This window comes from Vibrio methylphosphonaticus, from assembly GCF_023634655.1.
In the GTDB taxonomy this organism is placed as follows: Bacteria; Pseudomonadota; Gammaproteobacteria; order Enterobacterales; family Vibrionaceae; genus Vibrio; species Vibrio methylphosphonaticus.
This window is the reverse complement of sequence record NZ_JAMKMS010000020.1, coordinates 55,621-80,816: the sequence shown is the minus strand read 5'-3', so window position 1 is coordinate 80,816 and position 25,196 is coordinate 55,621. Positions and strand designations below refer to the sequence as shown.

The 25,196-nt window shown below is 44.1% G+C and carries 21 protein-coding genes and 2 pseudogenes; 7 read left to right on the top strand and 16 right to left on the bottom strand.

The genetic code is table 11. The annotated features are described in order from the left end of the window. Window positions 1-213 precede the first annotated feature (213 nt). The 3 genes from M9196_RS19525 to M9196_RS19515 form a co-directional block, all read right to left on the bottom strand. Window positions 214-834 (bottom strand): alpha-ketoglutarate-dependent dioxygenase AlkB family protein, encoded by a 621-nt coding sequence (locus tag M9196_RS19525; RefSeq protein ID WP_250619183.1) that lies wholly within the window; start codon window positions 832-834, stop codon window positions 214-216. A 376-nt stretch (window positions 835-1,210) separates the two neighbouring features. Next, on the bottom strand, window positions 1,211-1,858 hold the full coding sequence (locus tag M9196_RS19520) for a hypothetical protein (protein ID WP_250619182.1): 648 nt from the start codon (window positions 1,856-1,858) through the stop codon (window positions 1,211-1,213). 212 nt (window positions 1,859-2,070) lie between these two features. Further along, window positions 2,071-3,069, bottom strand: a complete 999-nt coding sequence (locus M9196_RS19515) for a 2-hydroxyacid dehydrogenase (RefSeq protein ID WP_250619181.1) — start codon at window positions 3,067-3,069, stop codon at window positions 2,071-2,073. A 384-nt stretch (window positions 3,070-3,453) separates the two neighbouring features. Here M9196_RS19515 and M9196_RS19510 point away from each other — a divergent pair, with 384 nt between their 5' ends. Next, window positions 3,454-4,098: a PilZ domain-containing protein gene (locus M9196_RS19510; RefSeq protein ID WP_250619188.1), complete on the top strand. Its 645-nt coding sequence runs from the start codon at window positions 3,454-3,456 to the stop codon at window positions 4,096-4,098. A gap of 95 nt (window positions 4,099-4,193) precedes the next feature. Here the strand turns inward: M9196_RS19510 and M9196_RS19505 are convergent, their stop codons facing one another. The 3 genes from M9196_RS19505 to M9196_RS19495 form a co-directional block, all read right to left on the bottom strand. Then, window positions 4,194-6,554 carry a Lon protease family protein gene (locus tag M9196_RS19505; protein ID WP_250619180.1) on the bottom strand — a complete coding sequence of 787 codons (2,361 nt, stop codon included), beginning with the start codon at window positions 6,552-6,554 and terminating at the stop codon, window positions 4,194-4,196. A 155-nt stretch (window positions 6,555-6,709) separates the two neighbouring features. Beyond that, window positions 6,710-7,660, bottom strand: coding sequence for a LysR substrate-binding domain-containing protein (locus M9196_RS19500; RefSeq protein WP_250619179.1), 951 nt, complete (start codon window positions 7,658-7,660; stop codon window positions 6,710-6,712). A gap of 138 nt (window positions 7,661-7,798) precedes the next feature. Next, window positions 7,799-9,199: an FAD-dependent oxidoreductase gene (locus M9196_RS19495; RefSeq protein ID WP_250619178.1), complete on the bottom strand. Its 1,401-nt coding sequence runs from the start codon at window positions 9,197-9,199 to the stop codon at window positions 7,799-7,801. Window positions 9,200-9,556: 357 nt separating this feature from the next. Between M9196_RS19495 and M9196_RS19490 the strand changes: the two genes are divergently transcribed. Continuing rightward, complete coding sequence (locus M9196_RS19490; protein WP_250619177.1) at window positions 9,557-10,465, top strand: coiled-coil domain-containing protein; 909 nt, start codon at window positions 9,557-9,559, stop codon at window positions 10,463-10,465. A 71-nt stretch (window positions 10,466-10,536) separates the two neighbouring features. Beyond that, window positions 10,537-11,067, top strand: coding sequence for a GNAT family N-acetyltransferase (locus tag M9196_RS19485; RefSeq protein ID WP_250619176.1), 531 nt, complete (start codon window positions 10,537-10,539; stop codon window positions 11,065-11,067). Between the two features lie 76 nt (window positions 11,068-11,143). Here the strand turns inward: M9196_RS19485 and M9196_RS19480 are convergent, their stop codons facing one another. The 3 genes from M9196_RS19480 to M9196_RS19470 form a co-directional block, all read right to left on the bottom strand. Then, the gene (locus M9196_RS19480; RefSeq protein ID WP_250619175.1) at window positions 11,144-11,713 is read right to left on the bottom strand and encodes a DUF4136 domain-containing protein; all 570 of its coding nucleotides are present in this window, start codon (window positions 11,711-11,713) and stop codon (window positions 11,144-11,146) included. A 235-nt stretch (window positions 11,714-11,948) separates the two neighbouring features. Continuing rightward, entirely contained in the window at window positions 11,949-12,728 is a 780-nt protein-coding gene (locus M9196_RS19475) for a lipid-binding SYLF domain-containing protein (RefSeq protein ID WP_250619174.1), read from the bottom strand. Between the two features lie 134 nt (window positions 12,729-12,862). Beyond that, complete coding sequence (locus tag M9196_RS19470) at window positions 12,863-13,444, bottom strand: class I SAM-dependent DNA methyltransferase (RefSeq protein ID WP_250619173.1); 582 nt, start codon at window positions 13,442-13,444, stop codon at window positions 12,863-12,865. Window positions 13,445-13,626: 182 nt separating this feature from the next. Between M9196_RS19470 and M9196_RS19465 the strand changes: the two genes are divergently transcribed. Beyond that, a complete protein-coding gene (locus M9196_RS19465) occupies window positions 13,627-14,505 on the top strand; it encodes a LysR family transcriptional regulator (RefSeq protein WP_250619172.1) in 879 nt (292 codons plus the stop codon). 300 nt (window positions 14,506-14,805) lie between these two features. Then, window positions 14,806-15,444, top strand: a pseudogene (locus M9196_RS19460) (cation transporter); the annotation flags it as partial. A 136-nt stretch (window positions 15,445-15,580) separates the two neighbouring features. Here M9196_RS19460 and M9196_RS19455 read toward each other — a convergent pair. Together M9196_RS19455 and yddG are read right to left on the bottom strand one after the other, a co-directional pair. Continuing rightward, window positions 15,581-16,312 (bottom strand): START domain-containing protein, encoded by a 732-nt coding sequence (locus M9196_RS19455; RefSeq protein ID WP_250619171.1) that lies wholly within the window; start codon window positions 16,310-16,312, stop codon window positions 15,581-15,583. A gap of 138 nt (window positions 16,313-16,450) precedes the next feature. Next, window positions 16,451-17,350, bottom strand: a complete 900-nt coding sequence (yddG, locus tag M9196_RS19450) for an aromatic amino acid DMT transporter YddG (RefSeq protein ID WP_250619170.1) — start codon at window positions 17,348-17,350, stop codon at window positions 16,451-16,453. Between the two features lie 202 nt (window positions 17,351-17,552). On the opposite strand from yddG, the gene M9196_RS19445 reads away from it, so the two are divergent. After that, window positions 17,553-19,085 (top strand): phospholipase D family protein, encoded by a 1,533-nt coding sequence (locus tag M9196_RS19445; RefSeq protein WP_250619169.1) that lies wholly within the window; start codon window positions 17,553-17,555, stop codon window positions 19,083-19,085. Between the two features lie 135 nt (window positions 19,086-19,220). On the opposite strand, the gene M9196_RS19440 is transcribed toward M9196_RS19445, so the two are convergent. Continuing rightward, a complete protein-coding gene (locus tag M9196_RS19440; RefSeq protein WP_250619168.1) occupies window positions 19,221-19,814 on the bottom strand; it encodes a TetR/AcrR family transcriptional regulator in 594 nt (197 codons plus the stop codon). Window positions 19,815-19,900: 86 nt separating this feature from the next. Between M9196_RS19440 and M9196_RS19435 the strand changes: the two genes are divergently transcribed. Continuing rightward, window positions 19,901-20,431: a dihydrofolate reductase family protein gene (locus M9196_RS19435; protein ID WP_250619167.1), complete on the top strand. Its 531-nt coding sequence runs from the start codon at window positions 19,901-19,903 to the stop codon at window positions 20,429-20,431. Between the two features lie 131 nt (window positions 20,432-20,562). On the opposite strand, the gene M9196_RS19430 is transcribed toward M9196_RS19435, so the two are convergent. The 4 genes and pseudogenes from M9196_RS19430 to M9196_RS19415 form a co-directional block, all read right to left on the bottom strand. Next, window positions 20,563-21,462 carry an EamA family transporter gene (locus M9196_RS19430; RefSeq protein WP_250619166.1) on the bottom strand — a complete coding sequence of 300 codons (900 nt, stop codon included), beginning with the start codon at window positions 21,460-21,462 and terminating at the stop codon, window positions 20,563-20,565. Window positions 21,463-21,540: 78 nt separating this feature from the next. Beyond that, window positions 21,541-22,254 carry a phosphonate utilization transcriptional regulator PhnR gene (gene phnR, locus M9196_RS19425; RefSeq protein WP_250619165.1) on the bottom strand — a complete coding sequence of 238 codons (714 nt, stop codon included), beginning with the start codon at window positions 22,252-22,254 and terminating at the stop codon, window positions 21,541-21,543. Window positions 22,255-22,314: 60 nt separating this feature from the next. Further along, window positions 22,315-23,967: pseudogene (locus M9196_RS19420) on the bottom strand (putative 2-aminoethylphosphonate ABC transporter permease subunit); the annotation flags it as partial. Between the two features lie 81 nt (window positions 23,968-24,048). Further along, window positions 24,049-25,194: a putative 2-aminoethylphosphonate ABC transporter ATP-binding protein gene (locus M9196_RS19415; RefSeq protein WP_250619186.1), complete on the bottom strand. Its 1,146-nt coding sequence runs from the start codon at window positions 25,192-25,194 to the stop codon at window positions 24,049-24,051. Window positions 25,195-25,196 lie beyond the last annotated feature (2 nt).

The window sequence follows — 25,196 nt, the reverse complement described above, 5'->3', positions numbered from 1 at the left end:
ACCAGCGAAAAAACCAGCTCGTAAAACCGCCGCCAAGAAACCAGCGGCTAAAACAGCGACTAAGTCGACAGCGAAGAAACCTGCAGCCAAGAAACCCGCAGCAAAAAAACCAGCGGCGCGACAAGTGTCCCCTCGCAACTCTGACAAAATATAACATTCTCAATACTAATTAAGTAATGTCGTCAAAGCGCCTGTTTAAATAGCAGGCGCTTTTTAATTGTAGATTTGGCGAAAGGTAAGGTTGATTCTAGGCTCAACATATCGGGCTGTCTTTGGAACACAATGCAGCCAGTGACGTTGTAACTCACCAGCCATGACCAACAAGCTACCAGCGGGCAAATCGATAATCACTTTTTGTTTAGTGCTGCGATGTTTTAAGGAAAACCGACGAGTCGCACCAAAACTTAGTGAGGCGATCACAGGTTGCTCTCCTAGCTCGGGCTCATTGTCACTGTGCCACCCATTCGAGTCTTGACCTGTTCGGTATAAATTGGCGAGAACCGAGTTAAACGTGCTACCTGCGACAGCTTCACAACGAATACGCAAAGCATCAAGATCAACGGTCCAGGGAAGAGGATCCAATTTTAGATTCGAATATTGATAGCTCGCCTCTCCATACCACGCCTGTAGGCGAGGAATTGTCACCCATTTTCCAAACATCATGATTTTATCTTCTCGCCATGTGAGATCATGATAAAGCGCATCAAACACACTAACGGATTCCAATGACTCGATAAAGTTAGGAACCCACAGCACCCTTCCATTCGGTAAGTTCGTCCACTCTCCTTCTTTAATGGATAACAATTCAGGTCCAGGAAACGCTTTACCACTCATTCAATTTACTTCCTATTCAACCGTGACTGCTGTACCAATTACCAACTGCCACTGCCACTGCCACTGCCAAGGGCACAATCTCAGGCAACGTTTGTAATGTATTAGCCCCGCCTCATTCATTTATCAGAAACCCGCCAGAGGTAATAAGTATAGTGGGAGTAGAACGACGTAAACGGTGAATAAATAAAGTAAGGAGCAAGCGCTGCGGGAATAGTGTGTTGTTGGAGGGGAATGACATGTACTCGTGTTGCAGTTTCAGTTTCACTTGCAGTTGCAGTTGCAGTTGCAGCGCAAATCCTTTGCACTTTTACGCTATAGATAACAGCAGTGATAGTGGTAACAGAAAACAACAATGATCAGTGAAACTATCTTGCCTTTAAATACTAGCTTCAAGCGTATAGCCCGAATATTCACGCCATTCAGCGATATCGCGTGGATCACCAAACTGACGGAAAAAGCGAACGGAACTCTGTGGTGCTTTGCAATCAAGTTGAACCTGACAGTAGTTCGTCAACTTGTAATGGCTTTGGTAACCATCAAGCCAAGCATCATAAGCAATATGCGACTGTTTCCAAAACACATGATCAACTTGGCCTTTCGTTGCTAAAAACGGATAACTTGGTTTTGTCTGCTGGGTCGAGTACACCGCATGACCAAACAAGTTTATTAGCTTAGATAAGCAGTCGGCCCCGATATCTTCAATGGTTAACGCTTTGATCTTTTCCAGATCATCACCAACAATCGATGCGACACGATTCACCAAAAATTCCATATCAATATGAGACTGTAACTCGTAGGCAAGCCAATTAAGCCGCTCGCCAATCTCATCGAGATATTCTTGCCTAGTGAACACCCCTTCTCTTATCGCTTTGGAGTACTGTGCCACGTTAGGATTCTTACGTGCTAAATATTCCTGCAGTTCGGGATAGTCAGTTAAGGAAGTATGACTTTTGGAAAGAACGTCGAGTAGTGCGTCTTGATTTATGAGCAATCTACCAAGATCATTTTTAGCGCTTTCGTTCATATTTTGTCTCATTAATGATTTTTAGCGCATGATATATACACCATAAAAGAGTTTAAACTCTTTTATTGATTTAAGTAATCACTAGTTGAAACTTAATTGATTCTACAAATAAAAAGGTGGGGCGAGAAAGAAGCATAACTGAGATGATCAAAGCTCTCGAACATTGACACGAGAGCTCTAATGCCGTGCTTCACAGTTATAGCATTCTTATACTAAGCGGATATCAGTTCATTGCCTGATAATTTATTGGTCATAAAGCAATCGACATTTTTTAACGTGGTCTCAGCAATACTCTCAAGCGCCTCATGGGTGAGGAAAGCTTGATGTCCTGTAAAGAGAACATTATGGCAGGCTGATAGGCGTCTAAACACATCATCGACGATGACATCATTGGACTTATCTTGGAAGAAAAGATCTTTTTCATTGTCGTAAACATCTAGCCCAAGCGCGCCTATTTTTCCAGATTTAAGAGCGTCAATGGCGGCTGAAGAGTCGAGTAACTCTCCCCGGCTAGTATTAATGATCATGACCCCCGCTTTCATTGAATTGAAAGCCTGCTCATTTAGTAGGTGATAATTGTCTTCTGTCATCGGGCAATGTAAAGAAATGATATCACTATCTTTAAATAACGCTTCTTTACTGCAATACGTTGCCCCAAGCTCAAGGGCGAGCGGATTTTCATAAGGGTCAAAACAAAGCAGCTTCATGCCAAACCCCTTTAAAATACGCATCGTCGCGATCCCAATTTTGCCAGTGCCGATAATACCAGCCGTTTTACCATGCAAATTAAACCCAACCAATCCATCAAGGGAAAAGTTCGCATCACGAGTACGTTGATAGGCTTTATGAAAGCGTCGATTCAACGTCATCATCAGGCCAACAGCATGTTCTGCTACTGCTTCTGGTGAGTAGGCAGGAACACGCACCACTTGCAATCCAAGCTCTTTCGCAGCTAATAAATCCACTTTATCAAACCCAGCACACCGCATAGCCACCAGCTTTACGCCTTCAGACTGAAGCTCAACGAGAACCTCTCGTGACAAGTCGTCATTGACAAACGCGCACACTACCTCACTGCCGCGTGCCATTTTTGCGGTCTTTTTAGTCAACCTAAAGTCATGAAAATGTAAATCCAAATCAAACGCTTGGTTAACTTTGGTAAACGACGCTTGGTCATAAGATTTGGCACTAAAAAAGGCAATAGAATTCATAGTCAATCTCTCTGCAATTCAACGGTTCTACATTGAGCATACGCCTAACTGAGTAAGATTACACACTAGAAAACCTAAGGTTAAAGCTATGAAATAACGAATAAAGCGACAAAACTGACAGCTAAGTCAATATTTTGACTGGTGTCGTCGTTTTTTCATTGCATCTGGTGAGATGAGCCCCTAAAATTTCGCGAGCACCTACTCTAATTAGCATCCAGGCTTAGCTAGAGTCGGACTTAGCTATTGCACAGTCCTAAAGCAATCGGTGCCCAAGAACTAAACGTCAGGAATTAACGAGCAGTGACGCTAACAAATACTAAAAAACTAAACCCAAGCACGCCTCCGCGCAGCACGCATACCCTAAATAGTACAGATGCTTTAGCCATGATAGAGCATGGTAGCGACGTCACATTGACTGTCACAACCCCTGTTGGCACGTCTTTCCGTTGCACCTCTAAGTTCATTGGCGCTCATTCTGATCACCGCGTTTTATTGGAAATGCCGCATATTTCTGAATCAGACCTTAAAGACTTCTATCAAGAGGGGTTTTGGTTGATTGTTCGTGCTATTTCACAGCGTGGTGAGGGAGGCGTAGTGCAGTTCCGCTCCCAGTTGTTACACATCATTGATGACCCAGTATCGATGTTGGTACTGAGTATTCCTCAGTCAATGACCATCACAAACTTACGTAAAGAAGCGCGCTATGAAGTAAATTTAGGCGCTGTGCTGGAAGCGGGTGAGAGACGGGTGCGTTGTGAAATTCGTGACATGTCAAAAAGTGGCTGTCGATTTATTCTGCCCGCATTGAGCAAATCCCTAACGATTGGCGAGCCAGTAACACTCATCGTGCAGTCTGAAACAGGCAAGGGGCGTTCATTCCCTGCTTTATCTGGCCCCATTTGTAACGTCCAAAAAGCCATCCACTACAATGGCTACGGGATAAAGTTTGACGAGCTTGGTACCACCAACGCTAAAGAACTGCTGTCCTTGTTAAAATTCGACGGCACTAAGTTTAAACTGCGCGCATAACGCCTTATGCTCTCTATGTTAAAGACTTAAAACAGCAAGCAATAGCAAAAAAAATGCCACGTTTAGAACGTGGCATTTTTATCAAAGTGATACCGTTACTTTCTTAAGGCATTAAGACGCGCCTGCGCAATTCCAAATACCGTATCAATGGGATAACTTCCCTCCAATGAGGGTGTCCCAGCTTGTTTACCGGTAAATAATTCAACGGCTTCTGTCACATGATCGATCGCCCAAATATGGAAATCACCTTTTTCGACAGCTTTCACAATATCAGCACGTAACATGAGATTGTGAACATTAGAGCGCGGAATAATGACACCTTGGTCTGAGCGTCGGCCTTTGATCTCACACACGTCAAAGAAGCCCTCGATTTTCTCGTTCACACCACCTATGGGTTGGGATTCACCAAACTGGTTCATGGAGCCAGTAATGGCAATGTCTTGGCGATTCGCTTGACCAGAAAACGCCGACACCACTGCACAGAACTCAGCCATGCTGGCACTATCCCCATCCACACCGCCGTATGATTGCTCGAAAGTAATGGTTGTGGTGAGCGGCACCTTCGCTGTTTTGCCAAAGACAGAAGACAAATACGCCGTAAGGATCATTACCCCTTTGGAGTGAATACTGCCGCCAAGATCAACGCTACGTTCAATATCGATCACATCCCCTTCCCCATACGACGTTGTCGCTGTAATTCGGTTAGGGGCGCCAAACATATGGTCACTGGTCGTCAATACTGATAAGGCATTCACTTGCCCTACCGCTTCTCCGTCGGTATGAATCAACGTAGTGCCGTTCGTAAACCCTTCCATTACACTATCTTGAAGGCGATTGACTCGCATTTGTTGATAACTCAAGGCTTGCTCGACATGGCCAACACGAATCAGGTTAGACTTGGCATTTCGAGCCACGTAGTTAGATTCTCGCAACAGATTAGCGATATGAGCGGAGTGCAACGAGAGTTTCTTTTGATCACCGGATAAACGTGAGCTGTGCTCAATAATCCGCGCGATGGCTTTTCTGTCACAATGCAACATGTTGTTGTCATGAATGATACTGGAGATAAAACGAGCATAGTGCAGTTCAGAGTCGGCAGTCCGCTTCATTTCATCTTCAAAATCAGCCGTCACTTTGAATAATTCACTGAATTCCGGATCATAATGCTGCAGAAGTTGATAAGTACGGTAATCCCCAAACAAAATGATCTTTACATCAAGAGGAATTGGCTGAGGATCCAATGACACCGCCCCCGTCAACGTGACTTCTTTTTCCAATGAGGTAAAACTCAGTTGTCTTGAACGCAATGCTCGCTTCAGACCATCCCATACATAGGGTTGCTCTAGTACTTTTACCGCGTCCATCAATAGCACGCCGCCGTTTGCTTTATGCAGACTACCTGCGCGAATTAAAGAAAAGTCGGTAAATACCGTCCCTTTATACGTTGCTGTTTCAATATAACCAAAGAGTGAGTGATAGTTAGGATTTTCCTCAACAATGATAGGCAGCTCTTCACTCGTCTGCTTCACCAACACATTCACTTTATAGCGACGAGGGAAATTTTTATCCAAAGAAGCCGTCGCGATTTCACCCTGCTCATTACCTTCTTCAAGAAAGATATCGACGTTTTCGCAGATATCCTTTTGAAGTTCTGTCAGGTACTGCTTTATTTCGGTGTAACCGTTATAACTTTTTTTCAGCTTTTTAATGAGATGAGCTATCACGCCTAGCGTCACTTCATCATTCAATTTTTGAATGTTATCCGTGTATGTCTCTTCTAGAGCAGTGAGTTCACGCGCCATACCACGTAAGCTAATTTCTAATTCGTCAATGTTATCACCAAAACGAGTCTGCTCCTCTTCAGGTAATTCATCGAACGACTCTTCAGTGTGCAGATCTTCGCCACTTAGAGCCACAAATTGATAATCACCTTGCGGCGTGATGGTTAGGCTAATCCCTTTGGTTTTCGCTTCCTCGCTTAACTTTGTTAATTCAGCTTGCTGAACGCTAGCCAAATCATTCTTTAATTTGTCCGCACGACCATAATAGAGCTCATTATCAAACGCCATTGGAATCGCTTTCATCAACTTAGCGATGAGCTTTTCTACATCTTGCTTAAGGCGAGTCCCTGTTCCGCTTGGAAGCTTCAACACTTGCGGGATACGAGTATCAGTAAAGTTAGCAACATAGCACCAATCAAACAGCGCCTCTCGATCATGCTGATGACGGCTGAGATACCGCAGTATCATGGTTCGTTTCCCTAAACCATTTTGCCCAATCGCATAAATGTTGTATCCCTTCTCTTTGATCGACATGGCGAACTCGACCGCTTTTTGCGCCCGCTCTTGACCGACGATTTCATCAATAGGAGAGAGCTCTTTCGTTGATTTACAAGGTAACTTTTCCAACTCTGCCGCATAGTATAGCGATGTGGATTCTAATCTTTGAATAGCCATAACCCGCTCCTGAACATTCTTGTTATAATTTCAGTCTAGCTGAATTACTTATAAAATTTAGTGACTTACTCGAAAAATCAGTTTAAGTGTTCATTTTTCACACAACCACTTATTTCCTATCAATGCCAATGATGATGCTTTATGTGCAGAAAGCGTCATGCACAGAGTAAGCCACATTGCTTTAACCAATGACAAAAGTGGTTAATTTTAGTGCCGTTGGATGGCGTTTGATTTTTAACCAAATAATGTTGACTGTTGCTGGGCATTGACAGTGACTGCACCACAACTAAATCATTTTGTTTAATCGCATCCTCAACCAATATTGATTTAGCAAGCAACATCCCTAGCCCTTGTATCGCGGCTTCCATTGATAACTGAGTGCTATCAAAAGACATAACAGGTTCGGAAAAAATAAGCGCCTCTTGATGCAAAGAAAACCATTCTTTCCAGCCTTCGCTATACCCTAGTGTTGCCAGTTTTGGAAACGTAGCGATCTCTTCAATGGGGCGAGTAAAATCAAACTGCTTAGTAAATGAAGGGCTGGCCACCACCTGCCACTTTTCCTCAGACGTCAAGGGTTCATAAATCACATCATCCCAATGACCGTAACCATTGATAATTTCCAGGTCCACGACATTATTGTTACTCGGATAAAGGTTTGTTGTAGAGTAAAACTGCAGAGTGATATCGGGATGTCTACGATGAAAGTCGGCAAGGCGTGGTAACAACCATGTGTGACAAAAGCTTTGTGCTACACGAATGGACAGTGTTTGACGTGCCTTTTTTCCAAACAAATGACCAGTTCCCAGACACAGTTTATTTAAAGTGTCTGTAAGTAGCGGTAAATAATGCAACGCTTGCTCAGTCAATATAATCTGAGCGCCACTTCGCTCAAACAAGCGAGCATCCAGGTACTCTTCCAACAATCGAATTTGCTGGCTGATAGCAGCGCGAGTCACGTTAAGTTCATTCGCAGCACGGGAAAAACTACGGTGTCTCGCGGCAGATTCAAATGCACGCAGTGCTTTAAAAGGAGGGATTCGTCGTTGGTGACTTATTAACTGGGGCTCCGAATTGGAAAGAAACGTTGGCTTATTCACTTGCATGTAAACTACTTATAACCATTAATGAGTGCAAGTATTGACCTTAGCAGTACTTTGTTAAGCACCCATGAATGACGATCTTAACTTACTCATTCTGAACAATGATTCGGCTAAGATCCTCACATATTGTCACCTTTCAAATTAAGATACTTTGTCTGCCTTCCCAGCTGGTCCCGCTAATTTTGATAGCCAACGATCGACAATAAAGGGCTTTAGTCCGTGTTGATCTGCAACTTCTTTTCGTCTTACCGCATCTCGAACAACCATCGCACCACACCACCTAAAAGGTTCTGGTGGGAAATACCCTCTTGGGCCTTTTGCTAAGCCACACTGGGTATATCGATTATCTTCACCTAGAACCATACTCGCTAAAATTTTTGCGCCAATACGAGTTTGTGCCACACCGTTTCCTGAATACCCTAAACCATAGAAAATGTGCGGATGCCCACGTAATCGGTCAAAAAAAGGCAAACCTGTCACTGAACGGTCAGAACCTCCGGTCCAGCTATGCTCGATATCGTTTTTATTCAAAAACGGAAATAACCAAGAAAAACTATTTTCTAGCTGGGATAGGTAACGCGTTTTCGCGTCAAACATCCCATCAATCTTGTTACCAAATGAAAAACGATTGCCGCCCTTACCTAGCATCAATCGACCATCTTTCGTATCTCGGTAATAGTGAACAAAAATACGAGAATCGACGACAGTGACGCCTTGGTCTGGGCCATGTATCGCCAACTTTTCTGCTACCGGTTTTGTTAATACCATATCTGAGGAAACGACGACAATAGAACGCTTTAATTCAGGAAATTGATTAATAAGCCATGCGTTGGTTGCAAAGATAACCTTAGTTGCCGTCACTAACCCTCGGTTAGTACCAATCAAGGCGGGTTGAGTTTCTTGTAATGTTTCCATTGCCGTCTTCTCATAAATTTTCACACCCAGTTGTTTTGCGACGCGCATTAGTCCGCGTGCTAGTTTCGCTGGCTGAACACTGCCTGCAGCGTGTGAATAATGCGCTTCTTTATGAACCGCCGAGCCTGTTTTTGAGTGCAGGGTCTCAGCGTCAACGTTCGACCAACTATTTATTTTTTCTGTTTTAAGTGCCGCGACAACAGGATCCATCGTTCCCATTTGAGCTTGATTGGTTGCCGTGTAATACGTCCCTTTCGTATACAGCTCCGCTTCAATATCAAATGCTTGGCAAAACTCATCTATTTCTGCAATCACCGCTTCGGACTCTTCAACTAACCAGCGAGCTTCTTCGTCCCCAAAGAGCTTTTTCAACGTCGGGTATTTCGTCGCCCAAGTCAACAAACACCCACCATTGTAGCCCGATGCACCAGAGCCGCAGATTGATTGTTCTAGCACCGCAATAGACAATTCAGGCTGCTTTTGTTTAAGAAGAATCGCGCTCCACAAACCGGTAAAACCACCACCTACAATGGCGACGTCAACCGTGACATCTTGAGTGAGTACTTCGGTGGCCTCTGACTCTGAGACCAATGCGTTATTAAGCCAATAGCTGTATTTTTCTGACATAGTGTGGTTCTGCTTATTCACGTTTCATGTGTGTCTTCGTAGATTAATCGCATTTCGCTTTTCTACTCAGTTAGAAAATCTAACCGCTACAGATAGAATTATTCAACCACATCGATGTTAGTGTCAAAAACGAACAATTAAGCCCACTAGGTAACAGAAAATTTCGCACTAAACACATCGAGCTGTATACAGAATCAAAGCATATCACTCGCCTCTCACGCTCCTTGCCGACGCTTCTTGTTTAGGGTTTCTTATTAAGTTGTCGAGCGCACTCACAAGGTATACGGTTGTCTTTTACTCTCTGCTCGACTTTCGCTATGTTGTTACTTCTATGATGCTTTATGGATAAACTCACACATGGATAAACTCATCGCGCTATCTCGTCTGTTGTTTGCTTTCGCTCTAATCGCACTTGCCGCTGCGATCTACTCTTTTACTCAAGAAGCGAAGCAACTACGTACCGAACTTCCCGCTTTGCTTGCACAAGTAGATACTACTGCGCAGCGCATCACACCTGTCATTGCTGAAATCAACAACCTACAATCCATTGTTCCATCTATATTAGAGCAAAGCGCAGAGTATCAGAGATTAATTCCCGAAGTGCTCCAACGTATCGATGACATCAACCAGCAGCTCCCGCTTATTGTCAGCGAAGTTGAACAAGTGCGCGATGCGATTCCACCCATCATTGAGCAAAGTGATGCTTGGCACCGTTCACTGCCCACTGTCCTAAAACAAGTCGACCAAACGAACCAAACCGTTCGTCAAACCAATCAGCAAATAAGTAATGTGAACCAGAAAGTGCCTGAGATTTTGGCAGAAAGCGCGGCGCTTAGGAAAGATGTACCAGAGATCATTGTTCAAGCAGAAGGGCTCGTCGCGCAAGCTGAACAGGCCGGCAGAGAAGCAAGTAAAGGCGCGGTTTCAGGGGTCATTGGTGGCATTCTCAACTCTCCTTTTCAACTAGTCGATAAAATTACCGACGTTTCTTCAGAAACCTTTGGCTTAAAGCAAGATAAAAGCTACACCGACAGCGACCGAGATAAACATAAAGCAGCCCTTACTAAATTGATGAAAACACCCCAAAAAGGGCAATCGACTCGCTGGTCTAACTCTCGTTCTGGTAATAGCGGCGAAGTCATTATCCAATCTGTTACCAATACCAACGATGCAACCTGTTACAGCGTATTAAGCCGCCTTAATATTGATAGCGGCCCAGACAAAGGCACACACAACGTGATTACCGACAAATGTATTGATAACTAAAATTCTTGTTGTTCCACGTAAAGTCATAAGTAGAGCAGCGAAAGAGATTAAATCACAACCTGAGGTAATAAATGACGATAGAGTACATCAAAGATAGTGACGTTGGTGAAATGCTAGACCAGCAGTTAATTACTTTACTGAGCTCTTGTTTCACCAAACCAAGTGATGAGCGATTTAAAACGCAGCGCTATTACAATGAGATGCCTGCACATCGTTGGTATATAAAAGACCCAGCGTCCAATTTGGTGGTTGCTCATCTCGCTATGCACGAGAAGCACGTGTATCACAATGCAAACCCTATTTTCATTGGCGGTGTAGCAGAGGTCTGTGTTCATCCTGAACACAGAGGTAAAGGGTATGTAAAACAATTACTTGCTCACGCGCATATAAAGATGGCGCAATTGGGAATGCAGTATTCGATTCTATTTGGTCGTGATGAAGTCTATTCATCCAGCGGCTACGAGAGAGTCACCAATTTTTTTCTGATGGATAAGTCGATGTTAATGCCCGGAACCAACATCTCAGCAATGGTGCGTCCGATACCCTTAGAAGGTAGCGCATGGCCAACCCGTCGCGTAGAGCTTAAAGGATTGACATTTTAACCGTTTAGATACAGCCGTGCCCTGCTTATTGGCAGGGCACGGCTTTTTATTTCCCAGCGAGTTTCGCCATCTCAATCTATAGCCTAGTTGGAACATTTTTCATCATAGAACCAATAATTTGCTCCATCTCAGCTCGTAACTCTGGATCGTCAATACGACGCTCCGTTGGTCCTTGCGCTAGGACTCGCCATCGGGGAAAGTCGCCAAGCGGTGCAAAGGCCGCAATATATAAGCTGCCTTTTTCACCATTTTCGCCCGGACCGGCCTCAACTTGAATGCCCGTCGAAATTTGCGTGCTGGCAAAAATATCATCATCTGTCATTTTCGATTCTGTTGCGATACCAAATTCCATCCACATCTGCGGTGATTGTGAAGGCGCCACTTTTACAAACCCTTTATTAGACAACTCTTGGTCAATAAGACTTTGAATGACCGAGATATATTCTTTGGCATTTATCTCTTCGGAAACATGAGCGACGGCTGCGTCTGACTTCCAAGAATAGGTATTTGGTTTGCTGGCGGGCAAAAATGAAAAATCACCTGTGGTGGCAATACCATAAGAAAAATGGGCTGGAGGTGGCGTTACCGTGGTGCAACCCATCATGAGCAAACTACTCACAACAAATAATAGTAATGATGACTTCATACTCTTGCTCTTTTTTTACTCAATTATCGTCTAATACTAATTCACGTTCTGGCAATTGCCCAGTAAAAACAGATACTTTGATACTACGCTAACGTTTTTACACATCGCTCCCCCCTCACCCTAAAGCTTTTCATGCGGCCTGATAGTAACGCTGATTAATGAGCGTTCGGCTAGAGTTACTGTGGCGGTTGCGACGGTTCTAGCGATATACACGCTTTATTGATAAACGAACGCTTTACTGATAAACGGCACGGTAAGCAATCCCTTCCAATCGTTTACGCAAAGTCTGAGCATACCCTGTGTCACTGTCATAGCGATCCAGTACCTGTAAGGTGTCAACATCGTCGCCATAAAGCGCTTGATTAAGAGGCTGATTTAACTGGATTTGAAAAGTATCGATACTGCCGCCGAAATACAGCCCTTTATTTTCAGATACCATCATGGCTGAGATGCCACTCGTACCACCTATCACTTTACCGCTAACGCCGGATCCAAGAGTTAAGTCTGCTGTCCCGCCAATTTTGATCGGCTGTTGTATTAAATTATCCACGACATCGTCGGATAAAATAACACCGATACCCCCAATTTTCTGGGCCCCTGCCAATAAACCAAACATGAAGCTGGTAAACTCGACAAAAACTGGCTCACTCCATTGATGCTTATGTCTGGTGAGCAATATTCCCTCTCCCCACTGTGCACCTACAAGAAACCCAGCCTGCCCGCCTGTGGGAAATATCACCACCGCTTGTGCAACACCAGTCAAACGCTTCACCGATTTCCAATGCGCCGTTGAATCAAACTTATCGATTTCCTCCGCTGCTGATGCAATGACCTGTAAGGCTCGCTTAGCGTCTTCACTTTGAGGGGGAGTGATAGGAGCATGAGTACTGGAAGTATTGTGCTGTAGGGGTTGAGAGTCCAACGTCGTTACATGGCTTGCTGAGAGGGCGGAAGCACTAACAAGAGAAAGGCCAAGCACAAGCGCACGGCTTACGAGAAGAGATAGGTAGCGCATAACTGACTCCAAAGAGATATTGAAGCGCATTGTATCAAGAAAAAGTGGCGCTGATTACGCCACCTATTAATAATGTTGCCAGTTTAGCCCTAACCTGACAATAATTTGCTGTCTCACGCTACATAAGGCACTAACTATTTACGTGCTACACCCATCAATACAGGTCGTGAACCTGATTCGGTTTCAATTTCAAATGGCACTGATACGCTGACGCTATCGAAACCAGCATTTAGCAATATGTTTTCAGCTGCTTGAGTGGTCATTCCATATTCAAGATCATCACTGTCAACCGCCCAATCCCAGTGAACAAACAAACCGTATTCATCAAGTAAGGTATAAATAATATTTGTCGTTTCCTGAATATTACCCAGAAAACCACAGACAGAAGAAGCAACGATCAAATCAAATTGATTGCGAAAAGCCGGATGCTGTGCCACCAAACCGCGTGTTAAAAAATCGACCACTGGCTCAACATTGACCAACGCTTTTTTATCCAACTCTTCAATCATTGACTCAGAGCCGTCCAGCGCGATGATTTGCTTAGCGCATGGCGACATTAGCTGGCTCAATAGGCCGGTACCACAGCCAAAATCTAAGATCGTTTTGCGATTCAGTGAGGTGATCTCTGTTAATTGCTCAAAACAAGATTGGGCAAAAACGGCCGTCGCTTCATTATCATCCCATGTCGCTGCGTACTCATCCCATTCGTTTGACATCGTTCACTCCGTTTATTTCATCAGTATCGACTACAGTTTCAACGCTGATTTTAATTCCTTAATCACTGGCCCTAGATTAAACCAGATTACCAGCCAATTCCTAGTGTTATCTTCGTAATCTTTGCGATACATGCTATGATTTTATCCTGCTTTTATTACCATAATTTTATCTGTGGATGACTATGAACTTGACTCAAATTGAAGCGTTTTGTGCCGTTGCAGAAACAGGCTCTGTGTCTGCTGCTGCGCGCCAAATTGACTGTAATAGAACCAAGCTCAGCATGGCAATCAAAGCATTAGAGAAAGATCTGGGTACCGAATTGTTTGTCCGCACAGGTAACAATGTGACGTTATCGGAAACAGGAAAAGCAATATATAAAGACTGTGAGAACTTACTGATCACATCCGATAGAATTCGCAAGACATGCGCTCAGGTTTCAGGGGAGTTCGCAACTGAAGTGTGGATAGCTCACGACGACTCGCTACCAGATACGCTCTGGCAAGACCTCACGGTACAAATAAATCAAAACTTCCCTGCGATTTCGTTTAATGTGGTCTTGGCATCTTCGGGTGATTTATCTGCGTTAGTTGAAAAAGGCCAAGTCGATTTCGCATTTGGCGTAGACTACGAACGTATTGATGATCCAAGAATCGTCTATCAGCCGTTAGGTAAAATTCGCATGATGTCAGTGTGTCGCTCTGATCATAAGTTGTCGAAATTACCTCGTGTGTCCGATGAAGTCCTACGCAATTCCATGCAAGTCTCATTGGCCTACCTAAATGAAAAAGCCAATCCAGAACTTTTACCCTTCTCTCTTAAGTATATTGGCTTTTCGAGCTTTGAATATATGCTCAAGACCATCATTTCCGAAGGTGCTTGGGGGGTACTCCCTGAGCCGCTCATCCGCCAATATCTTCGCGAACAGAAACTCTCGGTGATTAAACACACTTATGGGCTCAATCAAGAAGATTTTTGTATGTTTACCGCCGCCGGAATGTCAGAGCACCCAGCGATGGCTTGGACTGCCGATCAAATCAGTGATTATCTTTTTGCTTTTTAGGTCTTCTATATCTCTAGTTTTGAAGCATTAGCTTTAATTCTTTTCAACGCACATTCTATGATTTGATTATAAATAATGTTCACCGATAACCGACGTGACCATTGCTCCCCTACCTTCATTTCATCCCCCCCATCAGTGACCGCCAGTATTTATGACACCAAAAACTGTCACATAAAGCATTGATATTATTAAAAAACACCAAAAAACCTCATATTCTTCCTTACTTAAGTCGCAACTATTGTTTGAAATAACACCACATAGAGCAAACAATAGACTCAGAAACTAAATAAGGTAAATGGTATGCGCCCAAACAATGGAAATAGTGAAACAAGAACACTAACAGTCTCAGCCTTTATTGCTACAGCCTTTGCTGTTGGTGGTTTAGTAGTAGGATTGGTAATGGGGTCTCTTGTCATTGCTTTTGACGGGGTGTATTCATTAGTCAGCTTACTGTTAACATTATTGTCACTGGCTGCGGCAAATCAGCTAAAAAACAGCCAAAGCATGCTATCACGACTCGGCCGTAACCGTGTTGAAGCCATTGTTATAGCGATCAAAGCGTCAGTGATTCTACTGATAGTCAGTGTCTCTTTGTACTCTGCTGTCTCGGCCATGTTTACCGGTGGACGCCCGATTGACACCTCAATAGCAACAATATTTGGTGTGTTAAACGTACTCGGCTGTGGTTACGCCTGGTGGTACATCGACAACAAAAATAAAGCCCTGTCTTCAAATTTAATTAATGCTGAATCAAAACAGTGGCAAATGGATACCATGCTTAGTGTCGCTGTGACAGCTGGCTTTATTGTTGCGTGGTTTGTCGAGCAAACGCCATGGGCAAGTTATAGCATCTACGCCGATCCAATGATGATGATCCTAATGTCGGCCTACTTTATTAAAGTACCCGCGGTAATGCTTAAAGAGGCTTTTACTCAACTTGCCATTGAAAAACTAAAACGCGAACGTCAAAAGCGACAATCACGTATTGCGGCAAGTAAGGGAGTGGCTACTAAGCAAGTTGTCACGACAAGCGTATAATGAGCGTTAGCCCAATGTCATGGATCGATGATTTTGTTTAGTCGACAATATTAGGATGAGAGAGATGCTGGTAATGCTGTATCTCTCTTTTTAATCCCTTAAAGGTTTCAATTGCCCCATCAATGGCTAACTGATTTACCAACCAATCAGGTAGCGCACCTCCGGGATCAGCAAAAGCAGTATACATAATAAATACCTGCCCATCTTCCAGCTTAGTTAGCTCCCATCGAGACTTCACTTGAGTAATACGAATGAAACCCGATTGCTTGGCAAGGTATTCAGAAGCGTCTCGTATCTCCAATACCAAACGTTTACCTTGCTGATAGTATCGAGAATACGTCACCATATCACGGTCTAATGCCGGCCACGGTGCCGCGAACGTCGTGTAGACAATGTTTTCATTCATCGATATTTGCGATAGCACCTTAGTGCTGTCGACATTGTGCAACCACTTTGACACATGCTTAGTATCTTCAAAAAGGTGTAAAAATCCACTGAACGTTGTCTTCACATCAGCGTGAACTCGAATTTCAACTAATCCATCCTTGTGCTCTCTTTTGTACAAGGTAATCGCGTCTTGGTTGTAACTCACAAGCCATGGTTTTCGCTGCGTCTGAACAAGCTCGGCTGTGTTTTTGGTCGCAGCATCAATGGATTCTGTGCGAGTTTCCGCCGAGTTAGCAAGCGCGACTATGGGCAACATGGTGACAAGCATCAGCATCAGCATCCGCATCGAACGTATACCCTGCTGCAATTGGTAAAGGTGCACTAATTCATCCTTGTCAAAGATAACCCTATCTATCCATTACGTTAGTTGATCAAAACGGTTTACGCGAGCCGCCTACTGAAACGGGCTCCGACAACTCGCAATACGCCGATAACCGCACGCGGAATATCGGCGTACAATTTACCGTTTAACTTTCTCTCTCGTTGCCCAATAGCAGGTTAAAGAACCAATGGTCACCATCGTAACGCCTTGCCAAAAAGACGCGCCTAGTGCCACCGATAAGTAGAATGAAGAGAAAACCGTCGATAGCACTGGGGTGAAATAAGAAAATGTTGCCAGCAGCATCATGTTACCGCCAATGATCGCGTAATTCCAAAGCGCATACCCTGCCCCCATGACCACACCAGACAGGAGTAATATTAGGACTGCCGATACAGAGAATGTCATGCCTTGCTCATCACTTAATGCATATTGAATCCATAATACGCTCGCCGTAGCAATGAAAAACAATACAATGGCATTTTTGCCATTACTCATTATGGGTGTGATATTACAATACACCGCCCAAATAAATGCCGCCGACACCGCCATAAAATAGGAGATCGGATTGGTGGCGATATTCTTCATAATAAGGTCTAGCGATAGCCCTTCATCGCCGGTAATGCACCAAACCACACCAAAAAACGCTAATAGAACACTGGGATACACCATCATATTAATGCGACGCTTACTCATCATTACCGCAAATAGTACCGTTAATGCTGGCCACAAATAATTAATGATCGCCATTTCCATCGCCTGATGTCGGTCGTTAGCCATTCCTAATGCCAGCGCAAGAAAGATCTCATAGCAAACAAACAACCCGCCCCCAACGACTAAGTACTTAACAGAGAAGGTTTTTAGCTTTGGTACTCCCATCACCACGACTAACGCGACGGCGCTAACGGTGTACATCAACGCAGCGCCACCTATCGGTCCAAAAAGCTCAGCAATATTACGGGTCAACGCGAGCAAGCAGCTCCACAACAATATTGCGCCAATACCAAAGAGTGTGTATTTATTGGCACCTAATCCCGCCATTATCTCTCCTAATATCTAAACTGTGCTCTTACATTAAAAGAGTTATAAGCAAGCACTATGCAACGTATGACGTTTCTATTAACCTTTACTGAGCAAGTGTGACAAATATCCGTCAAATCATTGAAGATAAAGTGCATTTGCATTTGGAAGTGGCTAAACTCACCGTGCATTTTTTCTTATTCTCCCGACCAACACTTTAACTATGTCCAACATTTTGTCTATAAAAAACCTGTTACCTCTCCTGCTTATTGTGATGCTTAGTGGCTGTGTATCCTCAAGCATTGATCCGTCACGATATGAGAAAACCGCCTCCTATACGCTTATCAATGATGAGCCCACTCGACTAGACCAATATTTTGAACGTGAAGTCGCCTCACATTCGTTAATCAAAGAGACGGGGTTTTATCCACTTGATAAAGGGCACGACGCGCTGCTCGCCCGCCTTGCTATTATTGAAACTGCTCAATCTAGCATTGATGTGCAGTACTATATTTTTCGAGATGACACCGCTGGTAACCTGATCGCCTGGCGCTTATTTGAAGCCGCAGAGCGTGGGGTCCGCGTTAGGTTGCTCCTTGATGATATGCAAAACTACGACGACAGCGACTTAGTGCGCTTTAGTAGCCACCCAAACGTCGAAGTTCGCATGTTCAACCCTCACCACCTGCGCACCGCTCGCGGGCTGGCAATGTTAAGTGACTTCGAACGCTTAAATCATCGTATGCACAATAAATCTCTGACGGTAGATGGCATAGTCTCTATCATTGGTGGAAGGAACGTTGGTAACGAATACTACTCCATTGAATCTAACGTCGAATTTGCCGACTTAGATCTTCTGATGGTGGGTAAAGCCGTCAGGCAGGTGAACCGACAGTACGATCTTTATTGGAATAGTGATTATTCTATCCCTATTGAATGGCTAACAGACGACCAACAGCAATATACCGACGCGGATGTAGATGCTTGGGTACAATCGCTCGGCTTGAAAGAGAAGTTTTCCGGTGGTGCACATGATTTTGCCAAATTGCCTTTGTACAGCGATTTACTCAATGGCACCATTAAACTTTACTGGGGCGAAGGGGACTTACTTTATGATCTTCCAGATAAGCCCGATAGCAAACAAAGCACTCTTATTGATAGCCTAGGTGCTGTGATCAATGAAGGTCAAACTTCGCTGGTACTCATTTCTCCCTATTTTGTGCCTACTGAGTCTGGTGTGATTGAGTTCGTCGAAGCAGTAAAAGACGGGCGCGAGGTCATTATTATTACGAACTCCCTCGCTTCAAATGACGTTTTTGCCGTTCACGGTTGGTATGCTAAATATCGACAAGATCTTGTCGAGGGTGGCGTGCAATTGTGGGAAGTCAAATCCAACGCTGAGATTAAAAAGAATTGGAGCTTAACTGGCAGCAGTCGTTCTAGCCTGCACACCAAAGCCATCGTTATAGATAAAAAGAAGATTTTTGTTGGTTCAATGAACTGGGATCCACGCTCTGCCGATCTCAACACCGAAATGGGTGTCGTCATCGAACAACCTGAATACGCTGGCAAAGTTTACAAAGAAATCATGAAAGAAATACCCGCCACCGCCTATCAGATTGAAGTGGTTGATGGCGAAACTATCTGGGTTGACCATTCCACAGGAGAAAGGCTTACCAGCGAGCCTAACGCTAGTGTATGGCGCAGATTTGGGGCTTGGTTCAGCGGAATTCTGCCTATTGAAGAACAGCTCTAGCGCCCGTTCATCAACATTAAGGCATCACACTTACATTACTGAGCACGATAAAACGTTCGCCACAACAAAACACGACGTAAGGTAAAGTGCTAAGTAAGATAAAATGTTCAGTAAAATGAACCTGTGATGCCTTCCTTATTTGTGAAATACACAAGAGCCGGAAGCAGAAGTACCTAAAGATATCGCGTTCAAATACAAGGATATGGAACCTGTATATATCGCCTTTCTTTCCTCTTGAACAATCGTGGTAAATTGCATTGAAAAAGCATAACCATGCAAGTAATCTGCAAGCAAATTAACCGCATTTTTCTTACTGTCAGCGGTTAAGCCAATATCAGAAATCACTCGCTCAAATCGAGTTATGAATACTTCAGCAGGCCCACTACTGCGCATTTTTAATAATGTTTCCAGTAAACCCGGATAGTCACTAAGTAATGTAAGGTAACTCCAACCTAATTCCGTCAGCTCTTCTTGCCACGAAGCTAATCCAGTAGGCTGATAAATACCTTCCACAAGCGATATGGCTACCGCCTCTAACAGCTCATCTTTGTTACGAAAGTAGTGATAAATGGCCATTGCGTCCATGCCCAGTTCAGCCGCTAACTTACGAATACTGGGAACACTACCCTGTCCTTGCATCAATTTTTTAGCGGTTTCAACAATCATTTTCTGGCTTAAACCTGCCCCAGATTTCGAAGGTCGACCCCGTTTCTTTGGCTTGACAGTCATATAATTTCCTAGCTAAACTCCAATTTATCTACACTGTAGAATTATAGGTATAACCTAGCATATTTCAAACTACGGAGTCTACGATCATGGCTAACATCGTTTATATCGCGACCAGCTTAGACGGTTTTATTGCGGATAAAAATAACAATTTGGATTGGCTACACGAGGTTCCAAATCCCGAGGGCTCTGATTTTGGGTTTGCTGACTTCATGGGGCGTATTGATGCGCTAATTATGGGGCGTAACACTTTGGATACGGTGCTCAGTTTTGACTGTGAATGGCCTTACTCTAAGCCCGTTTTTGTACTCAGTAATACGATGAAAGACGTCCCTAAGGGCTATGAAGACAAAGTGTTTTTAGTCAACGGTGACTTACGTGATATCGTCAAAGACTTAAATTCCAAAGGTTATCATGACCTATATATTGATGGTGGAGTCACCATTCAAAACTTCTTACAGGCAGACCTGATTGATGAGATGCTTATTACGACAATCCCAATCTTACTCGGGGGCGGCATTTCTTTGTTTGGCTCATTGGATAAGCCGATAAAGTTCAAGCATATTGCGGCGCAACGTTATGCCGATTGTATTGTTAAAAATCAGTATATTAGGGCGTAGAAGTGGTTCAAATTATGCTTTAATCCCAGCGTAATATCAGGTATTGGTGCTCTGTTCACTTACCACACAGTAAAAAGGCACTTACCACAGCAAGCGCCTTTTTAAAAATCGCACAGGTTAACAACCAGAGCTTATACTAGCGCAATTAGCAACCCTACCAATACCAAGCTCACACCAATACCACGAGTATAAAACCACTTCTCTTTTAAAAACCAAATCCCCATTAACACACCAAATATGATGCTCACTTGCCTCAATGCCACCACATAGCTGACGTTATCAACCATGGTCATGGCAAATAACACCATACCGTACGTCAACGCCATCATAATGCCTGCGGTCGCTGAGCGGTAACGACACTGCCACGTTAAAACTAACTCATGACGCTTACCTGTAAGTAACAGCCAGCTAATGAGGACGAGAGCAATGGCGGCAAACTGCATGCCCAGAAAAAATATCGCAATCTGATGAGACGATAAACCGTCAGTTTCAAGTTGCAGCCAGCTCAGTGCTTGTTTATCAACAACCGAGTAAATCGTGGTGCCAACCGCGGCGATAAACGCCCAAAAGACACCAAGATTAACGTATGAGCGCCAGCTAAAATCGTTAAAGTGCCGCATAGGTACCAACAAACAACCCAAGGTCAATATAATAAACCCTAGCCATGCATTAAACGTAAGTGCTTGTCCAATCACCACGGTACTCACCCCGACCATAAGCACAGGAAGAGCACGAGCGATGGGATATATCACGCCAATATCCCCTAGATTATAGGCTCTGAGCAAACCGACTAAATAAACCACCTGCCCCACAGCACTAAATAGTAATAAGCGCCAAAACGACAGGGTTAAATTATCGAATCCGATAACAGATAAGCACCAAATTAGATAAGGCGATAATAGAAAGAAAGGCGCAAGTGAAGCACCTAAGGTAAAGGAGTAACCCGACCCATTATTGGACTTGCCTAATACGTTCCAGCCCGCATGAAGCAAAGCTGAGAACACCACTAATAGCACGGCGTAGAACGTCAATGTGAGTTCCTTTAATCGGTGTTAGATGGGATAGAAAGGCGCGAGCGTGGCGGTTAAACCACGCTCAATGGCATGCTTCTAACTATGGTTTGACTGCAACTGAGCAATAGACTCAATACTGATCGCATCATGGCGCCAATATTCGATATCACAGTCAATAAGTTCGCCATGTTGATTGTAATTAATTCGCTCTACCATCATTGCCGGCGTGCCGGACGTTGCACGCAGAGCCTGCGCCATTTCGCCCAATAGAGAGGTGGTGCTCACTCGATACTTAACCTTGCTGTACGCCACGCCATATTGCTCTCGATAAATATCGGTCAAGGATAAAGACAAATCATGGCTAAGCAAGTTAGGAAACTGCTCAGTACGAATGTAGTTCGTCACAAACACAACAGGTCTATCTTCCAAATACCGGACGCGATCAACGCGGAAAATATCCGAAAATGGCGGCAGATTAAGTAACTCTGCGGCTTTTTTCGTCGCCATCATCGCTTTTGCTGCTACCAGCGTAGTGTGTGGCTGACGGTTCTGGCTCAACGCCATATTGGTAAAGTTTAGGGTTTCAGTGGGATCGTACTTCAGCGGTTCTGGTGAAATAAACCAACCTCGACGATCTTCTCTAAAAATACGACCTTCCGCTTCTAACAGCGACAATGCTTCTCGCAATGTGACTCGCGTTGTATCAAACGACTCCGCTAATTTACGCTCGGCAGGCAACTTTTGTCTTGGCATCAACATACCGGACTCTATCTGCTCCACCAGCGCATCTTTAATCTTTACGTATTGCACGTAGTATCCTTAATTTCTATCAACGACGTGTCGCTGCGGTGTGCCAAAGCACCACTAATTTTATCGATTTCGCCACGCTTGAGTTTTCCCATCAAGCAGCTTACCCACAACCATATGCAGCAGTTTTGCTGCAGCCGCAGAGATCATAATCATCACTGCCATTGCTGCCGCAGAGCCAGTCTGCCCAGCATCATCCATGTTCAATACCGAAACAGACGCCGGAATTGTTTGGGTTGAATATAAGAATACTACTGCCGATGTCGTTGTTAAAGCATTGATAAATAAATATATCGCTATATCTAATACCGCAGGCATACAACAAGGTAACGTTACCTTAAAAAACAGCTTATATTGAGGCAATTTGACCGACGCTGCCGTCGCTTCAATTTCACTTGGTAACTGCTTCAGCGCAGTTAATGCCGTCATATGTCCAACAGTATAATAATGTACGACCGTATTAATCACTAAAAAGGCCATAGTGCCGTACAGTACGCCCAGCGGGTTATTGGCATCATTGAAGTAAAAAATGTAGCCTAAACCAAGTACCAAACCGGGCACAGCCATTGGAATCACGCTCATCATTTGCATCCACTGTCGCAGTGGGCCAAATGCTCGTCCTTTTTCAATGCCATAAGCACCTAAGAAAATCACGACAGAACCCACAATCGCGGTCCACAATCCAAGCTTCAATGAGTTAAAATAAGGCGTCCATCCGTACGTACTCATCTCTGCAAAATTGTAGTTATTCAACGTCAACGTTTTATTCCATGGCCAGAACGTGACCAATGACCCATATACCGCCATACCAAGCACGGCAATGACAGCAAAGGAAATCACCAAGCAATAAACCAAACTAATGTTGTCACGAAGTTTATTAGGTTCTGGTTGATAAGGGACGGAACGCGAATCAAGCATGCTTTTTTGCTTCTTTTGCACCCAGCGGTCCACAGCGAAGGCTAAAATAGCTGGTAATAACAACAAGATACTGGTGACCGCACCCATTGAGAAGTTCTGTTGACCCACGACTTGCTTGAAAATATCCGTGGCCAATACGTTGTAGCTGCCACCAATGACTTTTGGTACACCGAAGTCACACACCACTAACGTAAACACCACGATCAACGTGCTGATCAACCCGTATTTAGCGGCGGGTAACGTCACCATAAAAAAGGTTTTGATTGGAGACGTTTTCAACGCTCTCGCCGCTTCATATAAACGTGCATCTGACGTACGCAAGGACGTCGTTAATATCATGAGTGCGTGAGGAAACGTCCAAAAAATCAACCCCAAAGAAATACCGATGACTCCATAGATAGAGTGACCTTGGAGAAACTCTTTAGCAACACCTTGATTACCAAATAAATAGATCAAGCTGATGGCCGGGAGTAGTGATGGAGCGAGTATCGGCGCAGAGCCCATAAACCGAAACACACCTTTAAAGGGCATACAGGTTCGAGTCAATGCATACGCGTAACCAAAAGCAAGGGCGCCAACAACCAAGGTGACAATAAGACCGACCGTAAAGGTATTGGTTAGCGATACCCAAAGACTATCTGTCGCAAAATAGGTTGAGAAGTTATCCATCCCAACAAACTCGCCGTCACTATTTTGTACGCTTTTCTTCATCATCGCCCACAATGGCATGATGATAAATAGCGTCATTGACACAAAAATAAACAACAACAAACTCAATAGAATCCAGTTGTCTTGACTCATTTTGGCACGCAGTAGTACCACTCGACTTTTAAGCGTATCACCGAATGATAGCGTTGTATTAGCGTACATTGTCAACTCCTAAGCCGCTTGGGTGGATGCGTGAGTATCCATCGTCGTGTCAGACGCGACCTTGAATACATGACTCTCCCGTAGGTAGCCTCGTAAACCCACTTCACCAAACTCGATATAACAAATGTCGTTACGGCGCAGGTTTAAATGTTTCGCTTCTTTCACTGGAACATCAATATGCAGTGGTGCCGCCATAGGCGCGTTTTGCATCGCGGCTTCAACTCGGTAATACGCGCCTTGAAATTCTTTTGAAAGGATACGCACCGGGATCGCGTTGCTCGCTCGCTTGACAAATTGAATATTCTCTGGGCGAACGGCTAAGTCAAAAATATCACCTTGTTTTAACGCCATGTTTTCCAACGTTGGAAGCTCTAGCATAGACTCAGCGACTCTCAATGATTGACTTGATGCAACCGACGCCTCAACAAAGTTCATGCTGCCAACAAAATCGGCAACAAAGCGAGTAGCCGGCGCTTCATAAATTTCTTGCGGAGTTCCAACTTGTTCAATCACCCCATGGTTCATAACAACAATACGATCAGCCATCGATAAGGCTTCTTCTTGGTCATGTGTAACCATAATCGTAGTGATACCTAAACGACGTTGCATTTGGCAAATCTCATCACGAAGGTGAGTACGTACTTTCGCATCAAGCGCTGATAGCGGCTCATCAAGAAGTAATAAGCCTGGAGATAAGGCTAGAGCTCGAGCAAGAGCAACTCGTTGTTGCTGACCACCAGACAATTGGTTAGGAAACTTGTTACCAGAAGTAGGCAGGCCGATCATCTCTAGCCAATGCTCAACTTTTTCCAAGGCTTCTTTATTGGATAAGCCCTGATTTTTTAAACCCACGGCAATATTTTCTTGTACAGTGAGGTTAGGAAATAGTGCGTAAGACTGAAAGACGATGCCGAAATCGCGTTTCTCCGGCGGTAAAAAAGTGGTTTCTTTGTCGTCTTGGCAAATACGTCCAGAGGTAGGAAGATCCAGACCCGCAATGGCACGTAACAATGTGGTTTTTCCGCAACCAGATGGGCCAAGAAAACACACAAACTCGCCGCGTTCAATCGACAATGAGATCTCTTTCAATGCCGTAAACTGGCCAAATTTCTTTACCACATTTTTAATATCTAAATAGGGGTTGGATACTGTCATCA